This window comes from Neisseria sp. P0014.S009 (genome assembly GCF_051958155.1).
Classification (GTDB): domain Bacteria; phylum Pseudomonadota; class Gammaproteobacteria; order Burkholderiales; family Neisseriaceae; genus Neisseria; species Neisseria flavescens_C.
Window position 1 is genome coordinate 92,349 of sequence record NZ_JBQCVS010000008.1, and the last position, 20,056, is coordinate 112,404.

Below are 20,056 nucleotides of genomic sequence, written 5' to 3' on the forward strand. Positions count from 1 at the left end.
ATACCTGCACCAATTGATCCTCCTATTTATGCACCATTTGCTCCTCCTTGAAGGATTCTCTCTCCTAAGCCTCCTCCATAAATTAGTTCCAGATCCTCAATGGATAGTTCAATCATGTTATTTTTCCTTTTCAAAAAAATTAGATGTAGAATATTGAGTCAATACACCCAATATGGAAAAAATAATAAAAGCATGAATATAAATCATAAAATCAACATTATCTCCTTGGTAGCTTTCATAAATAAAAACGATTGGTATTGATATACAAATTAAAATATACAGGTACTTTGAAATTACCAGTAACTTATACACAAATTTTGATTTCATAGCCTAGTCTTTCATTTGAATAAAATCTACCCTAATCAACTTTCCAACCAACTTCCTAACTTCTTCATGCTTTCCCTGATTGAAGTTAACCAGTAGATTTTTCAACAATATGTATATTATGTCAAATAATAAATGGTAATTGTCACATTCAAATATTAAGGATAACCTACTTTGAAACTATATCGCTTTGATGCGTAATTCTATAAAAAACATTGAATTTTCATGTTTTCTATTTATCCAGTATTTTGGAGTTGATAAGTGAGAGCAAAAAACTTTGGAAATCTACGATTCTCCTTCCAACACCTCATCATTTCTCTAGAGAATTTAGGCAAAGGCGATATTGATAACTCATTTCATTAAATGGAACCAAATGAGAATGATTTATTTTTAAAATCCTTTTAAATTAATGGGTTGCATAAAAATTGATAAAATAAAATTGATTATTCTCAATAAAATGAGTAAAATTCATCCGCAAATACAAATTTTGTATTGTGATACATCTATTAACCGCATTGAGAAAAGGAGTTAGTTATGCTAAGTAAGTCAATTACAGCAAAATTAAACGAACAAATCAATCTCGAGTTGTATTCATCAAATGTCTATTTGCAAATGAGTGCATGGTGCCATAAACATGGTTATGAAGGCGCTGCAGCATTTTTACTTCGTCATGCCGATGAAGAATTGGAACATATGCAAAAGTTGTTTACTTATGTGAGCGAAACCAGTGGAATGCCTTTGTTAGGTAAAATTGACGCCCCTAAACACGATTACGCTTCATTAAAAGAAGTTTTTGAAACAACACTTGAACACGAAAAACTAGTGACATCTAAAATTAATGAGTTAGTTGAGAGTACTTTTGCAGAAAAGGATTACTCTACTTTTAACTTCTTACAATGGTATGTAGCTGAACAGCATGAAGAAGAAAAATTATTTAACAGTATTGTTGATAAATTCAAACTTCTTGGTGAAAGTGGTACAGCGCTCTACTACATTGATCGTGAATTAAAAACTTTATAAGAATAGGAGAAATAAAATGTTATCAAATAGCGTGATTAAACTATTAAATGATCAAATGAATTTAGAGTTTTATTCTTCTAACTTATATTTACAAATGAGCGCCTGGTGCGAACAACAAGGTTTCGAAGGAGCTGCAAAATTTTTATCAGAGCATGCGGCTGAGGAAATGCAGCATATGCGTAAACTCTTCACTTATTTAAATGAGACCGGCGCATTGGCTATCATCACACAAATTGATGAACCACCTCATCAATTTTCATCATTGAAACAAGTACTTGAATTAACTTATGAACATGAAAAGTTAATTACCTCTAAAATCAATGAATTAGTTGATAGAACTTTTGAAGAGAAAGACTACTCTGCCTTTAACTTCTTACAATGGTATGTGGCTGAACAACATGAAGAAGAAAAATTATTCAGTGGAATTTTGGATAAATTAAATCTTCTTGGTGAAGATGGTAAAGGTTTGTTCTTAGTTGATAAAGATTTAGGCGCATTAACAACAAACAACTAATCAAGTCTGATGAAAAAGGCTAAGTCATTATAGATTTAGCCTTTTTTTATATCAAAATCTGGCTACTTTTGTCTAAAAGTGCGGTGCTTTAACGGTTCATTCTTACCGCCGATTAGGTTTTTGAAATGTCCGTAAGACAGGCAGATATGCTTGTCTTACGGATATTTTATTTTCAGACGGCCTTCGATACTGCGTTGCAGTTGCGGTAGAAGGCAATCAGACCGTTGGTGGAGCTGTCGTGTGCCGGTGTGCCGCGTTCGAGTTCGGGTTCGATGGTTTTGGCCAGTTCTTTACCGTATTCTACGCCCCATTGGTCGAAGGGGTTGATACGCCAAATCACACCCTGTACGAAGGTGCGGTGTTCGTAAGCCGCCATCAGCATGCCGAGGTTGAAAGGTGTCAGGCTGTCGATGAGCAAGCTGTTGCTCGGGCGGTTGCCGGGGAATTCTTTTTGCGGTGCAAGGCGGTCGCGTTCGTCTTGGGGTAGGGCGGCCAATTCGATTTGCACTTCGTCTAAGGTCTTACCTTTCATCAGCGCTTCGGCTTGTGCGAAGGCATTGGCAACGGTAAAGCGGTGTTGGCGGTGGTTGCCGTAGACTGTGGTCATGGGGACGATGAAATCGACGGGAATCAGACGCGTACCTTGGTGTAGAAGCTGGAAGTAGGCATGTTGACAGTTGACGCCTTCATCGCCGAAGACAATGCCACCGGTGGTGCAGGAAACGGGTTGGCCGTCTGAAGTACGCTGTTTGCCGAGGCTTTCCATATCGAGCTGGTTGAGCCACGGGGTAAAGAGGCGCATGTTGTGGCTGTATGGGACAACGGTTTGGCCGTCTGAATGTTGGAAGTTGTTGTACCAAACGTTGATGAGTGCCATCAGGACGGGAATATTGCGGCGGAATGGTGTCTCGAAGAAATGGGTATCCATCGCGTGTGCGCCGGCCAGCATTTTGCGGAATGCTTTTTCGCCGACGGCAACCATCAGCGGCAGGCCGATAGGCGACCAGACGGAATAGCGGCCGCCGACCCAGTCGGACATGGCGAAAACTTTGTCGGGGGAGATGCCGAAGTTTTGGGCTGCGGCCACATCGGCGGAAATGGCGCAGAAGTGGCGGTAGATGCCGGAATCAGGCAAACCTGCATCACGGTACCAAGTACGCGCCGCGTAGGCATTGAGCAGGGTTTCCGGTGTGCGGAATGATTTGCTGGCAATGCTGAATACGGTGGTTTCGGGATTGAGGCCGAGAAGGGTTTGGGTCAGGTCCGCATCATCGGAGTTGCTGACAAAGTGGACGCGGATGTTTTGCCAATAAGGCTGCAGCGCCTGTGTAGCCATGCGCGGGCCCAAATCGGAGCCGCCGATACCGATGTGAACCAAGTCGGTAATCGGTTTGCCGGTAATGCCTGCGTGGGTGCCGTCTAAAAGTTGGCGTGCGAATTCGAGGGTGCGGTTGAGTTCGTGATGAACTTTGGACACGATGTTTTCACCATCGACGTAAACAGGTTTGGCATTGGCAGGCAGCCGCAGGGCGGTGTGGAGAACGGCGCGGTGTTCGCTGGTGTTGATTTTTTCACCGCTGCTCATGGCCTGCATATATTGTGGCAAATCGGCTGCTTCGGCCAGTTGGCACAATAAATCAAGGGTATTTTCATCTAGGCGGTTTTTACTGTAATCAAATAACAAACCATGCAGAATTTCGTGCATATTGTTGAAACGTTCGGCATCTGCGGTGAAGCGTTCGCGCAGGGTAACGTGTTGAGTAGCGGCATGATGGGCTTCCAAGGCTTGCCATGCGTCTGAGTATGCGGACATCTCGTTTCCTTAGTATGTAACGGTAAAATAAGCAGGATAGATAGGTATTTCCTGCTTTTTTGTAGTGGCTTGTAGTTTAACAAATTTGAACAGATTTTGGGAGATGGCGTGGGCGGTTTTGTTTAAGAAATGTATGCAAAATGCAATAGAAACGGTTGATTATCATCAAGTTTCTGTAAAAAAGGGGGTATGACACCGATGTCTGCTGTGTTATCCTATGTAACATTATTGAAATCCTGTCGGGGCGGGTCCGTAAGATGGCTACAATTTATGATGTCGCTGCTTATGCCGGGGTGTCTCCCAAGACGGTCAGCCGGGTAATTAACGGCGATGCGCCGGTCAGCGATAAAACCCGTTCCAAAGTAGAAACAGCGATTGCCGCTTTGGGCTATATCCCGTCTTCTGCGGCGCGGATTATGCGGTCCCACCGTTCTGGCTTGGTCGGCCTGATTACCGGCGCCATTTCGCGGACGGGCGAGAATACGGGCGGACACGGCATTCCGGATATGTTCTTGATTAAGGGCATTCAGCAGCGGATTCGCGCACAAGGCAAGATTTTGATGATTGCCGACATCGACAACAAGCCGGGGCAGCCCGGTCAGATGGAGCCGCTGATTCGTACCTTTATGGAGCATCGTGCCGAGGGGATTTTATATGTGGCAGGTTTCCATCAGGAAGTATTGCTACCGGAAGTGCCCAACCGTTGTCCGATGGTGTTGGTCAACTGTTTTGATTTGGCAGGTACGCCGTCGGTTTTGCCGGATGACGAAGCAGGGCAGTATGGCTTGGTGCGCCGGATTATCCAAAGCGGACACAAACGGATTGCTTATGTGACTTTGCAGCCGGGCGTGGAAGCGACGAGATTGAGATTGGCCGGATACCGCCGTGCTTTGGCTGATGCGGATATTGTCTTCGATCCTGATTTGGTGCAAACTGGCTATCCTGACTTCAGCAACGACAGCGGGTCTTTGATTTCGGCTATTTTGAAGCTGCTGTCTTTGCCGCTTCCGCCGACGGTAATTTGTTGCGGTAATGATGAAATGGCAGTGCGCGTGTACGGGATTTTGAGGACGCGCGGCGTACGGGTTCCCGAGCAAGTCTCCGTTGCCGGCTACGATAATCACAGTGCGATTGCGGAAACGCTGTTTCCGCCGTTGACCAGCACCGAGCTGCCGTATCTGCGCATGGGCGCGATGGCGGCTGATTTGCTGTTCCAATACATCGAACATCCGGCCGGTACGGCTCAGCCCGTCAAGGTCGTTGGGGAAACCATCTGGCGTCAGTCTGTGATCAATAAATAGTTTCAGACGGCCTGAAAATAAGCTTTAAACAACACAAACACACATCAAAATAAGATTCATGTAAACGGCCAAAATAAAGGCCGTCTGAAAACGGAGTTGCCTCAGTAAAAAGGGCAGCCCAAATACAATAAAAGCGTCATACCGCTGAAATTGGAGTTTGTTGTTTCCATAGTTTATTACCCAGGAGTAGCCTTCCTATGAAAATCTCCCCACAAGTGGCGATGACACTTCGCCAGATTATGCTGATGAACTTCGGTTTCTTCGGTATTCAATATAGCTTCGGGTTGCAGCAAACTGCGATTAATCCGATTTTCAGCTTTCTTCATGCCGATCCGAGCCAGTTGCCGATTTTGAATATGGCAGGTCCGATTACCGGTTTGCTGGTGCAGCCGATGATTGGTGCGATGAGTGACCGCACTTGGGTGCCTGGATTGGGTCGCCGCCGCCCGTATTTCTTGATTGGCGCCATCGGTTGCAGCCTCTGTCTCTTTATCTATCCGCACGTTACCGCCTTGTGGGTGGCCGTATTGCTGCTGTGGCTCTTGGACATCAGTAATAATACTGCAATGGAACCTTTCCGTGCCTTCATTGCCGATACCGTTCCTGAACACCAGCAATCCACCGGTTTCTTGATGCAGTCTGTGTTTACCGGCTTGGGCATTACCCTGGCCAACGTTTCCCTCTATATCTTCCAACAAATCGGCTGGTTGCAACAAACTTCCGAAGCAGGCATTCCGTATTGGGTATTCGGTTCGTTTTATATTGGTGCGGTCTGCTCCATCGGTTCGGTTTTGATTACCGTTTTATCAACGGCCGAACGCGAGCCCAGCCCTGAAGAAATGGCGGCCATTAAAGCCCAGCCGAGCGGTCCGGCCCATGCTGTTAAAGATATTGTCGTTGCCGTGCGCGAAATGCCGACTGCCCTGTGGCAACTGGCCTTGGTGTATCTCTTCCAATGGTACGCGCTCTTCATCTACTGGCAATATATTTCCCACAGTATCGTCCAATCCGTCTGGGATTCGACCGTTGAAAATACCGAAGCGTATAGCCAAGCGGTTGCATGGACCGGCCTGGTAAACGGTTTTTACAACGTGATAACCTTTATCTCCGCCTTTGGCCTGATGTGGATGGCGCGCAAATACGCCGCCAAATATGTTCACGCCTTTGCCGTAACCCTTGCCGCACTAGCCTTGCTCACCATTCCGCACATCGGCAACAAATACCTGATGTTTGCGCCGATGATTGGTTTCGGTGTCGGTTGGGCAAGTATGATGGGCGTGCCGTTTATGATTGTGGTCGGTTCTATTCCGAAAGAACGTTACGGCGTGTACATGGGTATTGTGAACATGATGATTGTGATTCCAATGCTGATTGAAACCGTATCTTTCGGCTGGGTGTACAGAACTTTCTTGGGTTCAAACCCTGCCAACGCGATGACTTTTGCCGGTGTTTCCCTGGCCATTGCCGCAGCGGTGACCTTAACCATTAAAACTGCGGCCAAACCGGCTACTGCAGAATAACGAAGTTTTGATTTAAAACCAAAATGAAAAGGCCGTCTGAAACATGAAAGGGTTTCAGACGGCCTTTTTTGTCGAAACGGATTCCATTTGCTGACCTGATTCGGAAAGCCTTATTGTCGCTGCGCTACCGTTCATCACTCAAATTGGCTATGACTACCGATTTTGCTTTACAATATCCTTCTTTAATTTATTTCGTTTTACCATCCTGATGACAGAACACATTTCCGCTCCAAGTCCATCTCCTGTCGGTGAAGACTACCTGCTGTTAGGTCAATACGCCGAACGCGCCTATCTCGAATACGCCATGAGCGTGGTCAAAGGCCGCGCGCTGCCTGAAGTTTCAGACGGCCAAAAGCCTGTACAACGGCGTATTTTGTTTGCCATGCGCGATATGGGTTTGACGGCGGGGGCGAAGCCGGTGAAATCGGCACGCGTGGTCGGCGAGATTTTGGGTAAATACCATCCGCACGGCGACAGTTCTGCCTATGAAGCGATGGTTCGCATGGCGCAGGATTTTACCTTGCGCTATCCCTTAATCGACGGCATCGGCAACTTTGGTTCGCGCGACGGCGACGGGGCGGCGGCGATGCGTTACACCGAAGCGCGGCTGACGCCGATTGCGGAATTGCTGTTGTCCGAAATCAATCAGGGGACGGTGGATTTTGTGCCGAACTACGACGGCGCGTTTGACGAACCTGTACACCTGCCCGCCCGTCTGCCTATGGTGTTGCTCAACGGTGCGTCGGGCATTGCGGTGGGTATGGCGACCGAAATCCCATCGCACAATTTAAACGAAGTCACACAGGCGGCGATTGCGTTGTTGAAGAAACCGACGCTGGAAACCGCCGACCTGATGCAGTATATCCCTGCGCCCGATTTTGCCGGCGGCGGTCAAATCATCACGCCGGCAGACGAATTGCGTCGGATTTACGAAACCGGCAAAGGCAGCGTGCGCGTGCGTGCGCGTTATGAAATCGAGAAGCTGGCGCGCGGACAATGGCGCGTGATTGTGACCGAGCTGCCGCCGAACGCCAATTCCGCCAAAATCCTTGCCGAAATCGAAGAACAAACCAACCCGAAACCGAAAGCGGGAAAAAAGCAGCTCAACCAAGACCAGCTCAACACCAAAAAGCTGATGCTGGATTTAATCGACCGCGTGCGCGACGAGTCAGACGGCGAACATCCTGTGCGTCTTGTATTTGAACCAAAATCCAGCCGCATCGATACGGATACTTTCATCAACACGCTGATGGCGCAGACTTCTCTGGAAGGCAATGTGTCCATGAACTTGGTAATGATGGGTTTGGACAACCGCCCTGCGCAGAAAAACCTGAAAACGATTTTGCAGGAATGGTTGGATTTCCGCGTCGTTACCGTAACACGCCGTCTGAAATTCCGTTTGAGTCAAGTGGAAAAACGGTTGCACATCCTCGAAGGCCGTCTGAAAGTCTTTCTGCACATTGACGAAGTGATTAAAGTCATTCGTGAATCAGATGATCCGAAAGCCGATTTAATGGCGGCGTTCGGGCTGACCGAAATCCAAGCCGAAGACATTTTGGAAATCCGCCTGCGTCAGTTGGCGCGTTTGGAAGGTTTCAAACTCGAAAAAGAATTGAACGAGTTGCGCGAAGAACAAGGTCGTCTGAATATTCTTTTGGGCGACGAAAACGAAAAACGTAAGCTAATTATCAAAGAGATGCAGGCGGACATGAAGCAGTTTGGTGACGCGCGCCGCACGCTGGTGGAAGAGGCCGGACGCGCCGTGCTGACACAAACCACCGCCGACGAACCCATCACGCTGATTCTGTCGGAAAAAGGCTGGATACGCAGCCGTGCCGGACACAACCTTGATTTGAGCCAAACCGCGTTCAAAGAAGGCGACCGCCTCAAGCAAACCATCGAAGGCCGCACGGTTTTACCCGTCGTCATCCTGGATTCATTGGGCAGAACCTATACGCTTGATGCCGCCGAAATCCCCGGCGGACGCGGCGACGGCGTGCCGGTTTCATCCTTAATCGAGCTGCAAAACGGCGCGAAACCCGTCGCCATGCTCACTGGTCAGCCCGAACAGCATTACTTGCTTTCAGGCAGCGGCGGCTACGGCTTTATCACCAAGTTGGCCGATATGATCGGACGCGTGAAAGCGGGTAAAGTGATCATGACCGTGGACAGCGGCGAAACCGTCCTGCCGCCGGTTGCCGTCTATGCTTCTTCGCTGATCAATCCCGACTGCAAAGTCGTACTGGCCAGCAGCGACCACCGTCTCTTGGCGTTTTCCATCGGCGAACTCAAAGTCATGCCTAAAGGCCGCGGTTTGCAGCTGATGTCGTTGGCTGAGGGTGCATCTTTGGAACACATTATGGTGACGACCTCTCCTGAGTTTACCGTTGTATCGGTCGGCCGACGCGGCGCAGAACATCAGGAAAAACTGCGTATTGCCGATATTGACGGCAAACGCGGTAAAAAAGGCAAGGTATTGGAAATATCAGGCCGTCTGAAAAGTTTGTCCTGAAACAAGAACAAATATATCTAAATAAATTAAATTTATACGACATTGCATGATAATAAAAAAGGTTCACTTATGAACAGAGCCAATCTTCAAGAACTGGGTAATCTGAGGGAGCGGATTCCCGGTGTAATCAACATTGCCCGAATAGCCATCGTCTTGCCGCTTTTGGTTTTGCACGCGTTCGGCAGCTACACGGGTGGCAACCTGATTGGCGTTTCGTTGCCGGCCGTTGAGTTTTATATCTGGGTAACGCTGTATTTCTTCCTGATTATGCTCTCCGTGCTCCGCCCGGGCTGGCAGTGGCAGTCTTTGGATTTGCCCAATGCCAGTGCCGTGGTCGACATCACCATGATGATGGTTTTGGTGTATATCTCCGGCGGTACGGCTTCTGGTTTCGGAATTTTGGTTTTGCCGTTTGTCGCCACGTCGTGTCTGCTCAGTTATGGCCACTATCCTATGCTGTATGCAGGCTATACGGCAATGTTGTTTATTTTGAACCTGTTTTTAGACGGCAGTATGCGTTTCGATTCATTTAATTGGGATGCAAAATCAGTGGCGAATTCTTTGATGCTGATCGGCGCCAGCTATCTGGTGGCGATGCTGACCTCGTTTGCCGCCCGTTATCTGGAGCAGGCCACAGAGTCCGCCAGCCGCCATCAACTGGCCTACCGCCGTATCAGCGGCTTGAACCATTTGGTTTTGAACCGCGTACAGGAAGCGGTTGTGGTGATTGATGCGACCCAACGCGTGTGGCTGTTTAACAAACAGGCAAAAATCTATTTCCCCAGCCTGATTATCGATCAGCAGGAAATCGTGTTCGGCGAACTGGTGGCTCGCTGGCAGCGTCAACCCGACAAACCTTTTGAAACCGATATCCATATTTTCCAACACGCCATGCACGTCCGAGCCGTTCCGCTGATTCAGGAGCAAACCGAGCTGCTGATGTTGTACGTCCGCTCATTGCGTGAAGTGGCTGCGGAGGCCATGTCCACCAAGCTGACTTCGCTTGGACAGTTGACTGCCAACCTTGCCCACGAAATCCGTAATCCGATGTCCGCCATCCGTCATGCCAGCGATTTGTTGCAAGAGGGCGATGAGGCAGACCCGCTCAAGGCCAAGCTCTACAACATCATCGACAGCAATATCCAACGCATCGACAAGATGTTGGAAGACGTATCCCTGCTTAACAAACGCGACAACATCAGCCGCCAGCCGATTAATCTGATGAAATTCTGGTTGGAGTTCAAGCAGGAATTCACCTTGAACAATCCCGATGCCATCGGCTGTCTGCGCATGAATATGGACGGCAACAACCTGACCGTATTGGTTGACCCCATGCACTTGCAGCAAGTGATGTGGAACTTATGCAACAATGCTTGGCGACACAGCCGTCAGGACGAAAACGCCATTACCGTCCTTATCCGTTCAAGCGGCAGGATGCATATTTCCATCGTAGTGGCGGACAACGGCAAAGGCGTGCCGCCCGATGTACGAAACCATCTGTTCGAGCCGTTTTACACCACCGAAAAACAAGGTACCGGTTTGGGGCTTTACGTCGCACGCGAGTTGGCACACGCCAATATGGGGCAGCTGCATTATCACCCTGAAATGAACGGGTTTGAACTGATTTTACCGAAGGAGCAAGCGCAGGATGAATAAATTGCAAGAGCCGGTTTTGGTTGTCGATGACGAGGCAGACATCCGCGACCTGATGGAAATGACCCTGATGAAAATGGGTCTGCGCGTCGATACTGCGGCTGGTGTTGAAGAAGCCAAAGACAGGCTAGACAACAACGATTATTCGCTGGTGTTGACCGATATGCGTATGCCCGACGGCTCAGGCCTCGAGGTTGTCCAATACATTGATGAACTGATGCTCGACACGCCCGTCGCCGTGATTACGGCTTTCGGCAATGCTGACCAAGCCGTTGAAGCCTTGAAAGCAGGGGCGTTTGATTATCTGCAAAAACCGATTACGCTGTCGCAGTTGCGTTCGTTGGTTAAATCGGCAGTATCGGTTTCCGACAATACTGCCGAACCCACGCCGTCTGAAAAAGTCAAATCGCAGCCTGCGCCTGTTTCTGCCGCCCTGTATAAACCCGAACCTCAGCCGGTCAAGCCTATCGTTACGCCTCCTAAGAGTGTACAGAGCGAATTTAACCGGCCTTTGACTGTTCCGGAAGGGCTCAATTCCTTAAAAGAGCGTTTTTCGGCCGGCAACATCAATCCTACTTTGCAACAAGATGCACCTATATTGGAAGGCGAGGACGATATGCCGCGCCTGTTGGGTACTTCGCCGCAAATGGTCGAAGTGCGCCACCTGATTCGCAGATTGGCCCACAGCCTTGTTCCTGTTTATATCTCCGGCGAGTCCGGTACGGGTAAAGAGCAGGCGGCGCGCACGATTCACGAGCTGTCCGACCGCGCTGACAAACCGTTTATTGCCGTCAACTGCGGAGCCATTCCTGAAAACCTGATGGAAAGCGAATTTTTCGGCTACAAAAAAGGCAGCTTTACCGGCGCGGATCAAGACCGTTTAGGTTTTTTCCAACACGCTGACGGCGGCACTTTGTTCCTTGACGAAGTTGCCGATTTGCCGCTTGCCATGCAGGTCAAACTCCTGCGCGCCATTCAAGAAAAAGCCGTGCGCCGTATCGGCGATGCGCGGGAAACCTCTGTGGATGTGCGCATTATTTGTGCAACCCATAAAAACCTCGAAGCTTTGGTTGAAAGCGGCGCATTCCGTCAGGACTTGTATTACCGCCTCAACGTAGTCTCCCTGCACATGCCGCCTTTGCGCGAAATGCGCGAAGACTTGGGTGCGCTGATTCTGTATCTGCTGTACAAACACCGTCACGGCAATCAAACCTACAAACTCAGCCCGAAAGCCCAAGAAGCCCTGTTGCATTACAGCTATCCCGGCAACTTCCGCGAATTGGAAAACATCCTCGAACGCGCCGTTGCGCTGACGGTTGGCCAAGTGATACAAGTGGACGACTTGCAGATTCAAAACGCCCCACAAGTTAAGGCTGAACGCAGTGGCTTCTCCTTTGACGATATTGCCGAACCTGACGCGCGTGAAACTACGCTCAATCACAGCCCCATTCCGCCGTTTGATCCGCGTACCATGCAGATACAGGATTACCTCGACCAAGTGGAACGCAGCATCATCGAGCAGGCTTTGCGGCAAACCCGTTACAACCGTACCCAAGCCGCCAAACTTTTGGGCATCAGCTTCCGCTCTATGCGCTACCGCATGGAACGCCTGGACATCAATTAAAACGTTCAGACGGCCTGAGTTTTTAAGGCCGTCTGAAACATAAGCCTTATGTACAAGATTTATTTTGACGAAACCGCATCTGTCGAACTTCGCAGCCTTGCCGCGCCTTTCGGGCTGACCGTTATCGACCGGCAGCCTGAAGAAGGCAGTTTCCTTATCGCTGACGAAAGCGGCATCAGTTTGTGCCGCGCCGGTGAAAAAGGCCGTGTCCGCGTTGATTTTGATGGCGGTGCTGCCCATTATCGGCGCACTAAAGGTGGAGGCGAGTTGATTGCCAAAGCCGTCAACCACACTGTACAACCGACTGTCTGGGACGCTACCGGCGGACTGGGGCGCGACAGTTTTGTGCTTGCTTCGTTGGGCTTGAATGTACAAACTTTTGAACAAAATCCTGCTGTCGCCTGTCTACTTTCAGACGGCCTCAACAGGGCAGGGCAAAGTGAAGAGACACGGGAGATTGCCCAACGCATTACTTTGCACTTCGGCAATGCCGTTGATTTAATGCAGGAATTGTCCACGAAAAACGGCAGGCCTGATGTGGTGTACCTTGACCCGATGTATCCGGAGCGTCGCAAAACCGCCGCCGTGAAAAAAGAAATGGCTTACTTTCACGACTTGGTCGGCTCGGCACAAGACGAAGCCGAGTTGTTGGACGCAGCGTTGAATACCGCCAAAAAACGCATTGTCGTCAAACGCCCGCGCTTGGGCGAATTTCTCGACGGGCGCAAACCTGCTTATCAATACACAGGCAAAAGCACGCGTTTTGACGTTTACCTTCCGACAAGGCCGTCTGAAGACTAAAAGCAAACTTGCAACATATCAAAAGAAACCACCGGCGTGATCAGCGCGGCGGCAAAGTGTGATATAAATATCCTTTCCCAAACTTCATTGGAGCAAACTATCATGGAATTAGTATTCATCCGTCACGGACAAAGCGAATGGAACGCGAAAAACCTTTTCACCGGCTGGCGCGATGTCAAGCTGAGCGAGCAAGGTTTGGCAGAAGCCGCGGCAGCAGGTAAAAAGCTGAAAGAAAAGGGCTACGAGTTTGACATCGCCTTTACCTCCGTTCTGACCCGTGCCATCAAAACCTGTAACATCGTTTTGGAAGAATCTGATCAACTGTTTGTTCCACAAATCAAATCATGGCGTTTGAACGAGCGCCACTACGGCCAGCTGCAAGGTATGGATAAAAAACAAACCGCAGAAAAATACGGCGACGAGCAAGTCCACATCTGGCGCCGCAGCTACGACACCCTGCCTCCGCTGCTGGATCCTAAAGACCCTCACTCCGCCCACAACGACCGCCGCTATGCCAACCTGCCTAGCGATGTCGTACCTGATGGCGAAAACCTCAAAGTTACCCTCGAGCGCGTCCTGCCTTTCTGGGAAGACCAAATCGCTCCGGCCATCCTGAGCGGCAAACGTGTATTGGTGGCGGCACACGGCAACTCCCTGCGCGCTTTGGCCAAACACATCGAAGGCATTTCCGACGAAGACATCATGGGCTTGGAAATCCCGACCGGTCAGCCGCTGGTGTACAAATTGGACGAAAACCTGAAAGTGATTGAAAAATTCTACCTGTAAGGTAAAGGGAAAAAAGGACGTGTTGGACACGTCCTTTTTTGTATTTGTCTGTATCGAGGCCGTCTGAAGGCAGTTGATGGCGGGCGATATGAAAAAAGGACGCGTAAAGCGTCCTTTATGGAGATTAAATCCTGTATTACTGGTTTTTCTCGATGATTTCTTTGAGGTGAGGCATAGGGCTGTAACCGCTTTGGCTGCGTCCGTTAGGGAAGACCACGGTCGGCGTGCCGTTGAAGCCGAATTGTTCGCCCAATGAAGTGGTTTCAGCAACAGGGTTTTCGCAGTTTGCTTTGCCGCTTGGGAGTTTGCCTTTGCGCATCCAGTCGATCCATGCCTGAGTCGGATTAGGCTGACACCACAACAGCTCGGCTTTGCGCGCGGCATCAGGGTGCAGGCTTGGAATCGGCATCATGAAGGTATAAATCGTGATGTCGGTCATTTTTTCAAACTCATGTTCCAAGCGTTTGCAGTACGGGCAGTCCGGATCGGAGAAAACAGCGACTTTTAGTTTGCCGTTGCCGCGTACTTCTTTGATGGCTTTGTCCAAAGGCAGTGAAGCGAAGTCGATTTTGTTTAAATCGGCGGCGCGTTCTTCAGTCAGGCTTTGGCGCGTGTTGACATTGATGAGGTCGCCAACGAGCATATAGTCGCCTTTGGCATCGGTATAGATGATTTGTTTGCCGCTGACGACAACTTCGTAAATGCCTTTAATCGGTGTTTCATTGACGCTCAAAACTTTCAAATCTTGGGCGGCATAGACTTTTTCCAGACGCGCTTTCAAAGAAACGGCAACGGATTTGTCGGCAGGCGCTTCCGCTTTGGCAGCCGGTGCAGGTGCCGCGTTGGCATTGGATACGGCAGGTTGACCGCATGCCAACAAAGGAAGGACGGCAAACGGTGTTAAGATTTTGATTAACTTGGTTTTCATGCGAGAGACTTGCGTGTGTTGAAATAAGGCATTGTATCAAACCTCCGTCATGTCTGCATTGTACTAAGGCTCAAATTATCGTCTGAAAATAGCTTTCGGCTGTTAAAATACGAAAAAATGATTTGATTGTTTGTATGTTCTACCACCGTATTGCCGTAAACGTGCCGCTTTCAGACGGCCTTTTGACTTATTCCCATTCCGAGCCGCTTCCTCCGGGAACGCGGGTGCTTGTGCCTTTCCGCAATAAAACCGTTGTCGGGGTTGTGTGGGAAACGGATATCGCGCCCGATATGGATGCGGCGCGGATTTTGAGCGTTCAGACGGCCTTTATGGAAGAAAAGCCGTTGCCTCAAAGCTGGCGTGATTTGTTGGCATTTACGTCGCGTTATTACCACTATCCGACTGGGCAGGCAGTGTTTGCCGCACTGCCGCAGGGTTTGAAGGAAACGCGCGCGGTGGAAATGCCGCAGCCGCCGCTGTTTTACGCGCTGAACGAAGCGGGCAGGGCGCAAACGCCGCCGCCGACTCGGTTCAACAAAAAAGCGGCTTTATGGGACGCGCTGCTGTCGGGCGGGATGACGATGGCGGCGTTGAAGCAGGTAAACGCACAGGCGGCAAAATTAATCGAAGATTGGGCGGAACAGGGCTGGATTGAAACAACGGAAGCGGCGAAGTCCGTTTTAGAGTCGTGCCATGGGCAGGCTTCGCACTCTGAATTTGTGTTGAATGCCGACCAGCAGAAGGCTTCCGATGAAATTCAGACGGCCTTTGGTAAATTTCAGCCGTTTCTGCTGTACGGCATCACCGGCAGCGGCAAGACTGAGGTGTATTTTGATGCGATGGCGAAAGTGTTGGCGCAGGGGCGGCAGGTGTTGTTTCTGTTGCCTGAAATCAACCTCACGCCGCAGCTTTTGAAGCGGGTGGAAAACCGTTTTGCCGACGTGCCGACCGCCGTGTTGCACAGCCAGATGGCTGCAGGCAAGCGCACGCAGGATTATTTGTGCGCCATGTTGGGGCAGGCGAAGCTGGTCATCGGCACGCGGCTGGCAGTGTTCACGCCTTTGCCTGATGTCGGGCTGATTGTGGTCGATGAGGAACACGACGGCTCGTTCAAACAGGACAACGAATTACGCTACCACGCCCGCGATTTGGCGGTGTGGCGGGCGAAGCAGAGTAGCTGCCCCGTCGTGTTGGGCAGTGCCACGCCCAGCCTGGAGAGTTGGCACAAGGCGCAAAGCGGCGCGTACCGCCTGCTGCAACTGACAGAACGCGCCCATGCTTCAGCGCAACTGCCGCAAGTGGAAATACTCAACGTAGGCCGTCTGAAACTCGACAACGGCTTCTCGCCGCAAGCCTTGCAGCTTTTGAAACAGAATTTTGAAGCAGGCGGCATGTCGCTGGTGTACCTCAACCGGCGCGGCTTCGCGCCCGCGCTGTTTTGCGGCGACTGCGGCCATACCTTCGGCTGCCCGAACTGTTCCGCCAAAATGGTGCTGCACCAACGCGCCCGCCAACTGCGCTGCCACCACTGCGATCACCGCGAACTCATCCCGTTCAAATGCCCCGATTGCGGCAACCAAGACCTGACCGCCGTCGGCCACGGCACGCAACGCGTCGAAGAAACCTTGCGCGCCTTCCTGCCCAAGGCCGCTGTCGTCCGCGTCGACAGGGACAGCACGGCGCACAAAAACGACTGGGCGGACTTGTACCGCCGCATCGCTGACAACGAAATCGACATTCTGGTCGGCACGCAGATGCTCGCCAAAGGCCATGATTTCGCACGGCTTAACCTCGTTATCGTGTTGAACGCCGACGGCAGCCTGTATAGCGCGGACTTTCGCGCGCCGGAAAGGCTGTTCGCCGAGCTGATACAAGTATCCGGCAGGGCGGGGCGCGCCGACAAACCCGGCAAGGTGTTGATACAGACCCAACTGCCCGAACACCCCGTCTTCGCCGCCGTCAAAGCGCAGGACTACGCCGTGTTTGCCGAAAACGAATTGAACGAGCGGCAAATGTTCGCCATGCCGCCCTTCGGTTTTCAGACCGCCGTCCGCGCCGATGCACCACGCGTTGCTGATGCAATGGAATTTCTCAACGCCGCCAAAGAAACCCTTGCCCCGCTTTTGCCTGAAAGTGTCTCCCAGTTTGGTGCCGCCCCTATGCTGATGGTGCGCCTCGCCGAACGCGAACGTGCGCAAATTTTTCTTGAATCGACATCCCGACAAGATTTGCACCGCGCCGTGAGTTTGTGGGTGCAGGTGTTGCAGCAAAACCGCGATGGCAAAATCAGATGGTCGGTGGACGTTGATGTGCAAGAGGCTTGATTGAAATGGTTCAATCAATAAGGAAATAAAAGGCCGTCTGAAAATCTGTTTTTCAGACGGCCTTAAGTTTTTGAATCAGTTTAGAAGAATTTTGCAGCGATATAGCCGAGTGCAAGCAGGCTCAAAACGGCGAACACGATAGCCATTGTAAGCAGAAACTGTGTTTTCTTCCTCGCTGCAAGTGCAGCCAGCTCAGGATTTTGGCCTAACTCTTCGCGTAATTGGGATTCCAATTCGGCACGGATTTTTTTGCGCAGTTTTTTCTCTTCCTGCTCACGTTCGTATTTGAGCTTGTGGGCAATTTCGGTTTGTTTTTTATGCTCGAAAGAGATTTTTTCCTGCCATTCAATGCGTTTGCGCTGGATGGCCAGCTCATTTTTTTCTGTTAAATCAAAGTGGCAGGTTTTACATTCCTGTGCGTCGAGTTCGTCGATAATCGTCATGCAGACAGGGCATTGGATAGGGTCGGGCGTGTTGACTGCCGACACAGTCTCTTCTTCAACCGCTTCCAATTCCATAGCCTGACGGACGATCACGTCCAAACCCAAATAGCTGAAGTAATGCTGCGCATTTTCGCGCTCGTCTTGGGTACATTTCTCGGCCACAATGGCTTGCGGACGCTCGGCCAAGGCTTGAATCAGGCTCTCGACTTCGTTTTCGGGCAGGTTCTCATACAGGCAGGCGTGGATGAGCTCCCTATCCGTGTTCGGCGGATAGGAAACGTATACGTCGAAAAATTTTTCTTGTTTGCTCATTGATATCCCATGAGTATTTCGACTGCGTCAACCAAATGGGTTTAGCCTAAGGTTTTGTTATTGTGTTTGAGCTGTCTTGGCTTGTGATACGAGCCAGAACAGAGGCTGCAGTCTCAGACAGACCAGGTACGGTTTGCCTTTGTGTCGTTAATCGGCAGGACAATAAATTTTTATTTATATGGAAATATGCATGTCCAATGTTATGTCTATTGTAGAGTAAATATTCACGCCCGATATTATTATTATAAGGTAAATCTAAAATTGTTTAAAATAAATTCACACAAAAGGCCGTCTGAAGATACAGACGGCCTGTTTTTTTGTGGCAAAAACGGATTGTTTATACGGAGAAGGATGAGCCGCAACCGCAAGTTGTCTCTGCATTCGGATTGCGGATGACGAATTGAGAACCTTGCAGGCTTTCGGTGTAGTCGATTTCCGCACCAACCAGATATTGGTAGCTCATCGGGTCAACTAAGAACGTCAGGCCGTTTTTCTGGATTTCAAAATCGTCGTCGTTTTTGATTTCATCAAAGGTAAAACCATATTGGAAGCCGGAGCAACCGCCGCCGTTGACGAATACGCGCAATTTCAAATCGGGATTGTTCTCTTCAGCGATCAGGTCGGCAACTTTGGTGCAGCAGCTGTCAGTAAAGATAATAGGGCTTTCGTCTGACATGATGTGATTCCTTTTATATGAATATTTTTACTATTGTCGCGCAAACCGTTAGTCAAGGCAAGTTTGTGCAGACAGGGGCTGCCAGCTTACATGGAGGGCATGGCAGAAATTTCAAGCACCAGTATGTCAGATTTAGATACTTCTGCCAAACCATTCGACACGGCCGATGATGGCAACGTCGTCGGTCGGGTTTTTCAAGTCGATTTCAAAAGTAGGGTAGGCTTCGTTGGCAGAAATGACGTTGACGATGCCGCCGGGTATCAGTTGCAGGCGTTTGACCAAAAGGTTTTCGTTGAGGCGTAAAACATAAAGGCCGTCGCGTGGCGTGGTTTGGCCGTGGTTGATGAGGATGGTGTCGCCATCATTCAGCACGCCTTCCATTGAGTCGCCTTTGACTGAGATAACGGACAGGTTTTTGATGTCGCGCGTTACATAATTTTCAATCCAATAACGTCGGAACGCCATGGCGAACATCGGCTGTTCGTCGCCGACGAGCTGACCGTGTCCGGCCGCGGCTTGGATGTCGTAACGCGGTACGAAGACAAATTCGTCTATATCGACTGGGTTGCCCAGTGTGTCGGTTGCCGTGGGTTTTAGGGCTTCGGAATCGGGGAAGGGGGAACCTTCGCCTGTCAAAAGCCAGTCTATGCTGCAGCCTTTAAGTTGTTTGATTTTTTTTAGCGTTTCCGATTTCGGCAGGCCGCCTTCGTTCCAGATACGGCTGAATCCGGCGATGGTCATATCGATGTCGGCGGCAATTTTAGCTTGGCGGGCTTCATCTTTCCATAAGAAAGCCAGGCGGTCTTTAAAGGTATCCATGTTTATGCCTTTATGGAGGTATGTTTTTTATATGGTTTGGACGATTTGAGTGTATTTTACCTTAGTTTTTATAAAATTGTAAGAAAAAAATTACTTTACCTAAGAAAAAGTATTGCATATTCTATTTTTTCTTAGTATTATTCGTTTTGTCTTATATAAATCGATATTTCTAATTTTCTATTCGATTTTTCTTAGTTTAATTTTATTTGGTTTAGTTTTTCTGATTTAAACCTGCTATATGATTATGATAAGAGGTGTGAAATGACTCGTTCGCGTAAAAATACTTTTTGGGTGCTGTTGGCGTTGGTACTGGGTTTTTTTGCTCTGCCTTTCGGATCTTCGGAAGCGCATGAGGCGGACGGTAATCTGACGGCTTCGGAATGCGAACGCTTAGGCAGCTTGAGTTTGGATCAGATGGACGGCAGGCTGCTGGCTTTTGCCAAAGAATGCGATATGGTGGAGGCTACTCACGATTGGGAGCAACAGTACGGCAACTTGAATGAAGAAGAAATGCTTGCCGGCGTGGTGTATGAGTGATGTTTGTGAATGAATTGATAAAGGCCGTCTGAACGATCAAAGTTTCAGACGGCCTTGTGTTTTTAATCAGGATGAGACCTTTGCAAAATTCCCCAAAATCCCCTAAATTCCCACCAAGACATTTAGGGGATTTTCCATGAGCACCTTCT

The 20,056-nt window shown here is 49.6% G+C and carries 16 protein-coding genes; 11 read left to right on the forward strand and 5 right to left on the reverse strand.

The window, feature by feature from the left end:
- The first annotated feature begins 858 nt into the window (after positions 1-858).
- Both ftnA (ACTHS4_RS07690) and ftnA (ACTHS4_RS07695) read left to right on the forward strand, forming a co-directional pair.
- Positions 859-1,344, forward strand: coding sequence for a non-heme ferritin (gene ftnA / locus ACTHS4_RS07690; RefSeq protein WP_003686837.1), 486 nt, complete (start codon positions 859-861; stop codon positions 1,342-1,344).
- A 16-nt stretch (positions 1,345-1,360) separates the two neighbouring features.
- Positions 1,361-1,858: a non-heme ferritin gene (gene ftnA / locus ACTHS4_RS07695; protein WP_371460331.1), complete on the forward strand. Its 498-nt coding sequence runs from the start codon at positions 1,361-1,363 to the stop codon at positions 1,856-1,858.
- Between the two features lie 172 nt (positions 1,859-2,030).
- On the opposite strand, the gene pgi is transcribed toward ftnA (ACTHS4_RS07695), so the two are convergent.
- The gene (gene pgi / locus ACTHS4_RS07700; protein ID WP_440365670.1) at positions 2,031-3,671 is read right to left on the reverse strand and encodes a glucose-6-phosphate isomerase; all 1,641 of its coding nucleotides are present in this window, start codon (positions 3,669-3,671) and stop codon (positions 2,031-2,033) included.
- Between the two features lie 257 nt (positions 3,672-3,928).
- On the opposite strand from pgi, the gene ACTHS4_RS07705 reads away from it, so the two are divergent.
- From ACTHS4_RS07705 to ACTHS4_RS07735, 7 genes are all read left to right on the forward strand, one after another.
- Positions 3,929-4,972 (forward strand): LacI family DNA-binding transcriptional regulator, encoded by a 1,044-nt coding sequence (locus tag ACTHS4_RS07705; RefSeq protein WP_314598084.1) that lies wholly within the window; start codon positions 3,929-3,931, stop codon positions 4,970-4,972.
- A 197-nt stretch (positions 4,973-5,169) separates the two neighbouring features.
- Complete coding sequence (locus ACTHS4_RS07710; protein ID WP_049344509.1) at positions 5,170-6,492, forward strand: MFS transporter; 1,323 nt, start codon at positions 5,170-5,172, stop codon at positions 6,490-6,492.
- Between the two features lie 208 nt (positions 6,493-6,700).
- On the forward strand, positions 6,701-9,004 hold the full coding sequence (gene parC / locus ACTHS4_RS07715; protein WP_004518843.1) for a DNA topoisomerase IV subunit A: 2,304 nt from the start codon (positions 6,701-6,703) through the stop codon (positions 9,002-9,004).
- Between the two features lie 69 nt (positions 9,005-9,073).
- On the forward strand, positions 9,074-10,660 hold the full coding sequence (locus tag ACTHS4_RS07720; RefSeq protein ID WP_004518842.1) for a two-component system sensor histidine kinase NtrB: 1,587 nt from the start codon (positions 9,074-9,076) through the stop codon (positions 10,658-10,660).
- Positions 10,653-12,281, forward strand: a complete 1,629-nt coding sequence (locus ACTHS4_RS07725) for a sigma-54-dependent transcriptional regulator (RefSeq protein WP_371460336.1) — start codon at positions 10,653-10,655, stop codon at positions 12,279-12,281. The genes ACTHS4_RS07720 and ACTHS4_RS07725 overlap by 8 nt, the downstream gene beginning before the upstream one ends.
- 48 nt (positions 12,282-12,329) lie before the next feature.
- The gene (locus tag ACTHS4_RS07730) at positions 12,330-13,082 is read left to right on the forward strand and encodes a class I SAM-dependent methyltransferase (protein ID WP_371460337.1); all 753 of its coding nucleotides are present in this window, start codon (positions 12,330-12,332) and stop codon (positions 13,080-13,082) included.
- A gap of 102 nt (positions 13,083-13,184) precedes the next feature.
- Positions 13,185-13,868: a 2,3-diphosphoglycerate-dependent phosphoglycerate mutase gene (locus tag ACTHS4_RS07735; protein WP_003679823.1), complete on the forward strand. Its 684-nt coding sequence runs from the start codon at positions 13,185-13,187 to the stop codon at positions 13,866-13,868.
- Positions 13,869-14,004: 136 nt separating this feature from the next.
- On the opposite strand, the gene ACTHS4_RS07740 is transcribed toward ACTHS4_RS07735, so the two are convergent.
- Positions 14,005-14,796, reverse strand: a complete 792-nt coding sequence (locus ACTHS4_RS07740) for a DsbC family protein (protein ID WP_371460338.1) — start codon at positions 14,794-14,796, stop codon at positions 14,005-14,007.
- A gap of 134 nt (positions 14,797-14,930) precedes the next feature.
- Here ACTHS4_RS07740 and ACTHS4_RS07745 point away from each other — a divergent pair, with 134 nt between their 5' ends.
- Positions 14,931-17,120 (forward strand): primosomal protein N', encoded by a 2,190-nt coding sequence (locus ACTHS4_RS07745; RefSeq protein ID WP_440365671.1) that lies wholly within the window; start codon positions 14,931-14,933, stop codon positions 17,118-17,120.
- 80 nt (positions 17,121-17,200) lie between these two features.
- Here ACTHS4_RS07745 and ACTHS4_RS07750 read toward each other — a convergent pair whose 3' ends face one another.
- The 3 genes from ACTHS4_RS07750 to ACTHS4_RS07760 all read right to left on the reverse strand — a co-directional run bounded on the left by ACTHS4_RS07750 (position 17,201) and on the right by ACTHS4_RS07760 (position 19,370).
- The gene (locus ACTHS4_RS07750) at positions 17,201-17,875 is read right to left on the reverse strand and encodes a hypothetical protein (RefSeq protein WP_371460340.1); all 675 of its coding nucleotides are present in this window, start codon (positions 17,873-17,875) and stop codon (positions 17,201-17,203) included.
- A gap of 337 nt (positions 17,876-18,212) precedes the next feature.
- Positions 18,213-18,551 carry an iron-sulfur cluster insertion protein ErpA gene (erpA, locus tag ACTHS4_RS07755; RefSeq protein WP_003680162.1) on the reverse strand — a complete coding sequence of 113 codons (339 nt, stop codon included), beginning with the start codon at positions 18,549-18,551 and terminating at the stop codon, positions 18,213-18,215.
- Between the two features lie 132 nt (positions 18,552-18,683).
- Positions 18,684-19,370, reverse strand: a complete 687-nt coding sequence (locus ACTHS4_RS07760) for a S24 family peptidase (protein ID WP_371460341.1) — start codon at positions 19,368-19,370, stop codon at positions 18,684-18,686.
- A 261-nt stretch (positions 19,371-19,631) separates the two neighbouring features.
- Here ACTHS4_RS07760 and ACTHS4_RS07765 point away from each other — a divergent pair, with 261 nt between their 5' ends.
- A complete protein-coding gene (locus tag ACTHS4_RS07765) occupies positions 19,632-19,907 on the forward strand; it encodes a hypothetical protein (RefSeq protein WP_003680156.1) in 276 nt (91 codons plus the stop codon).
- Positions 19,908-20,056 lie beyond the last annotated feature (149 nt).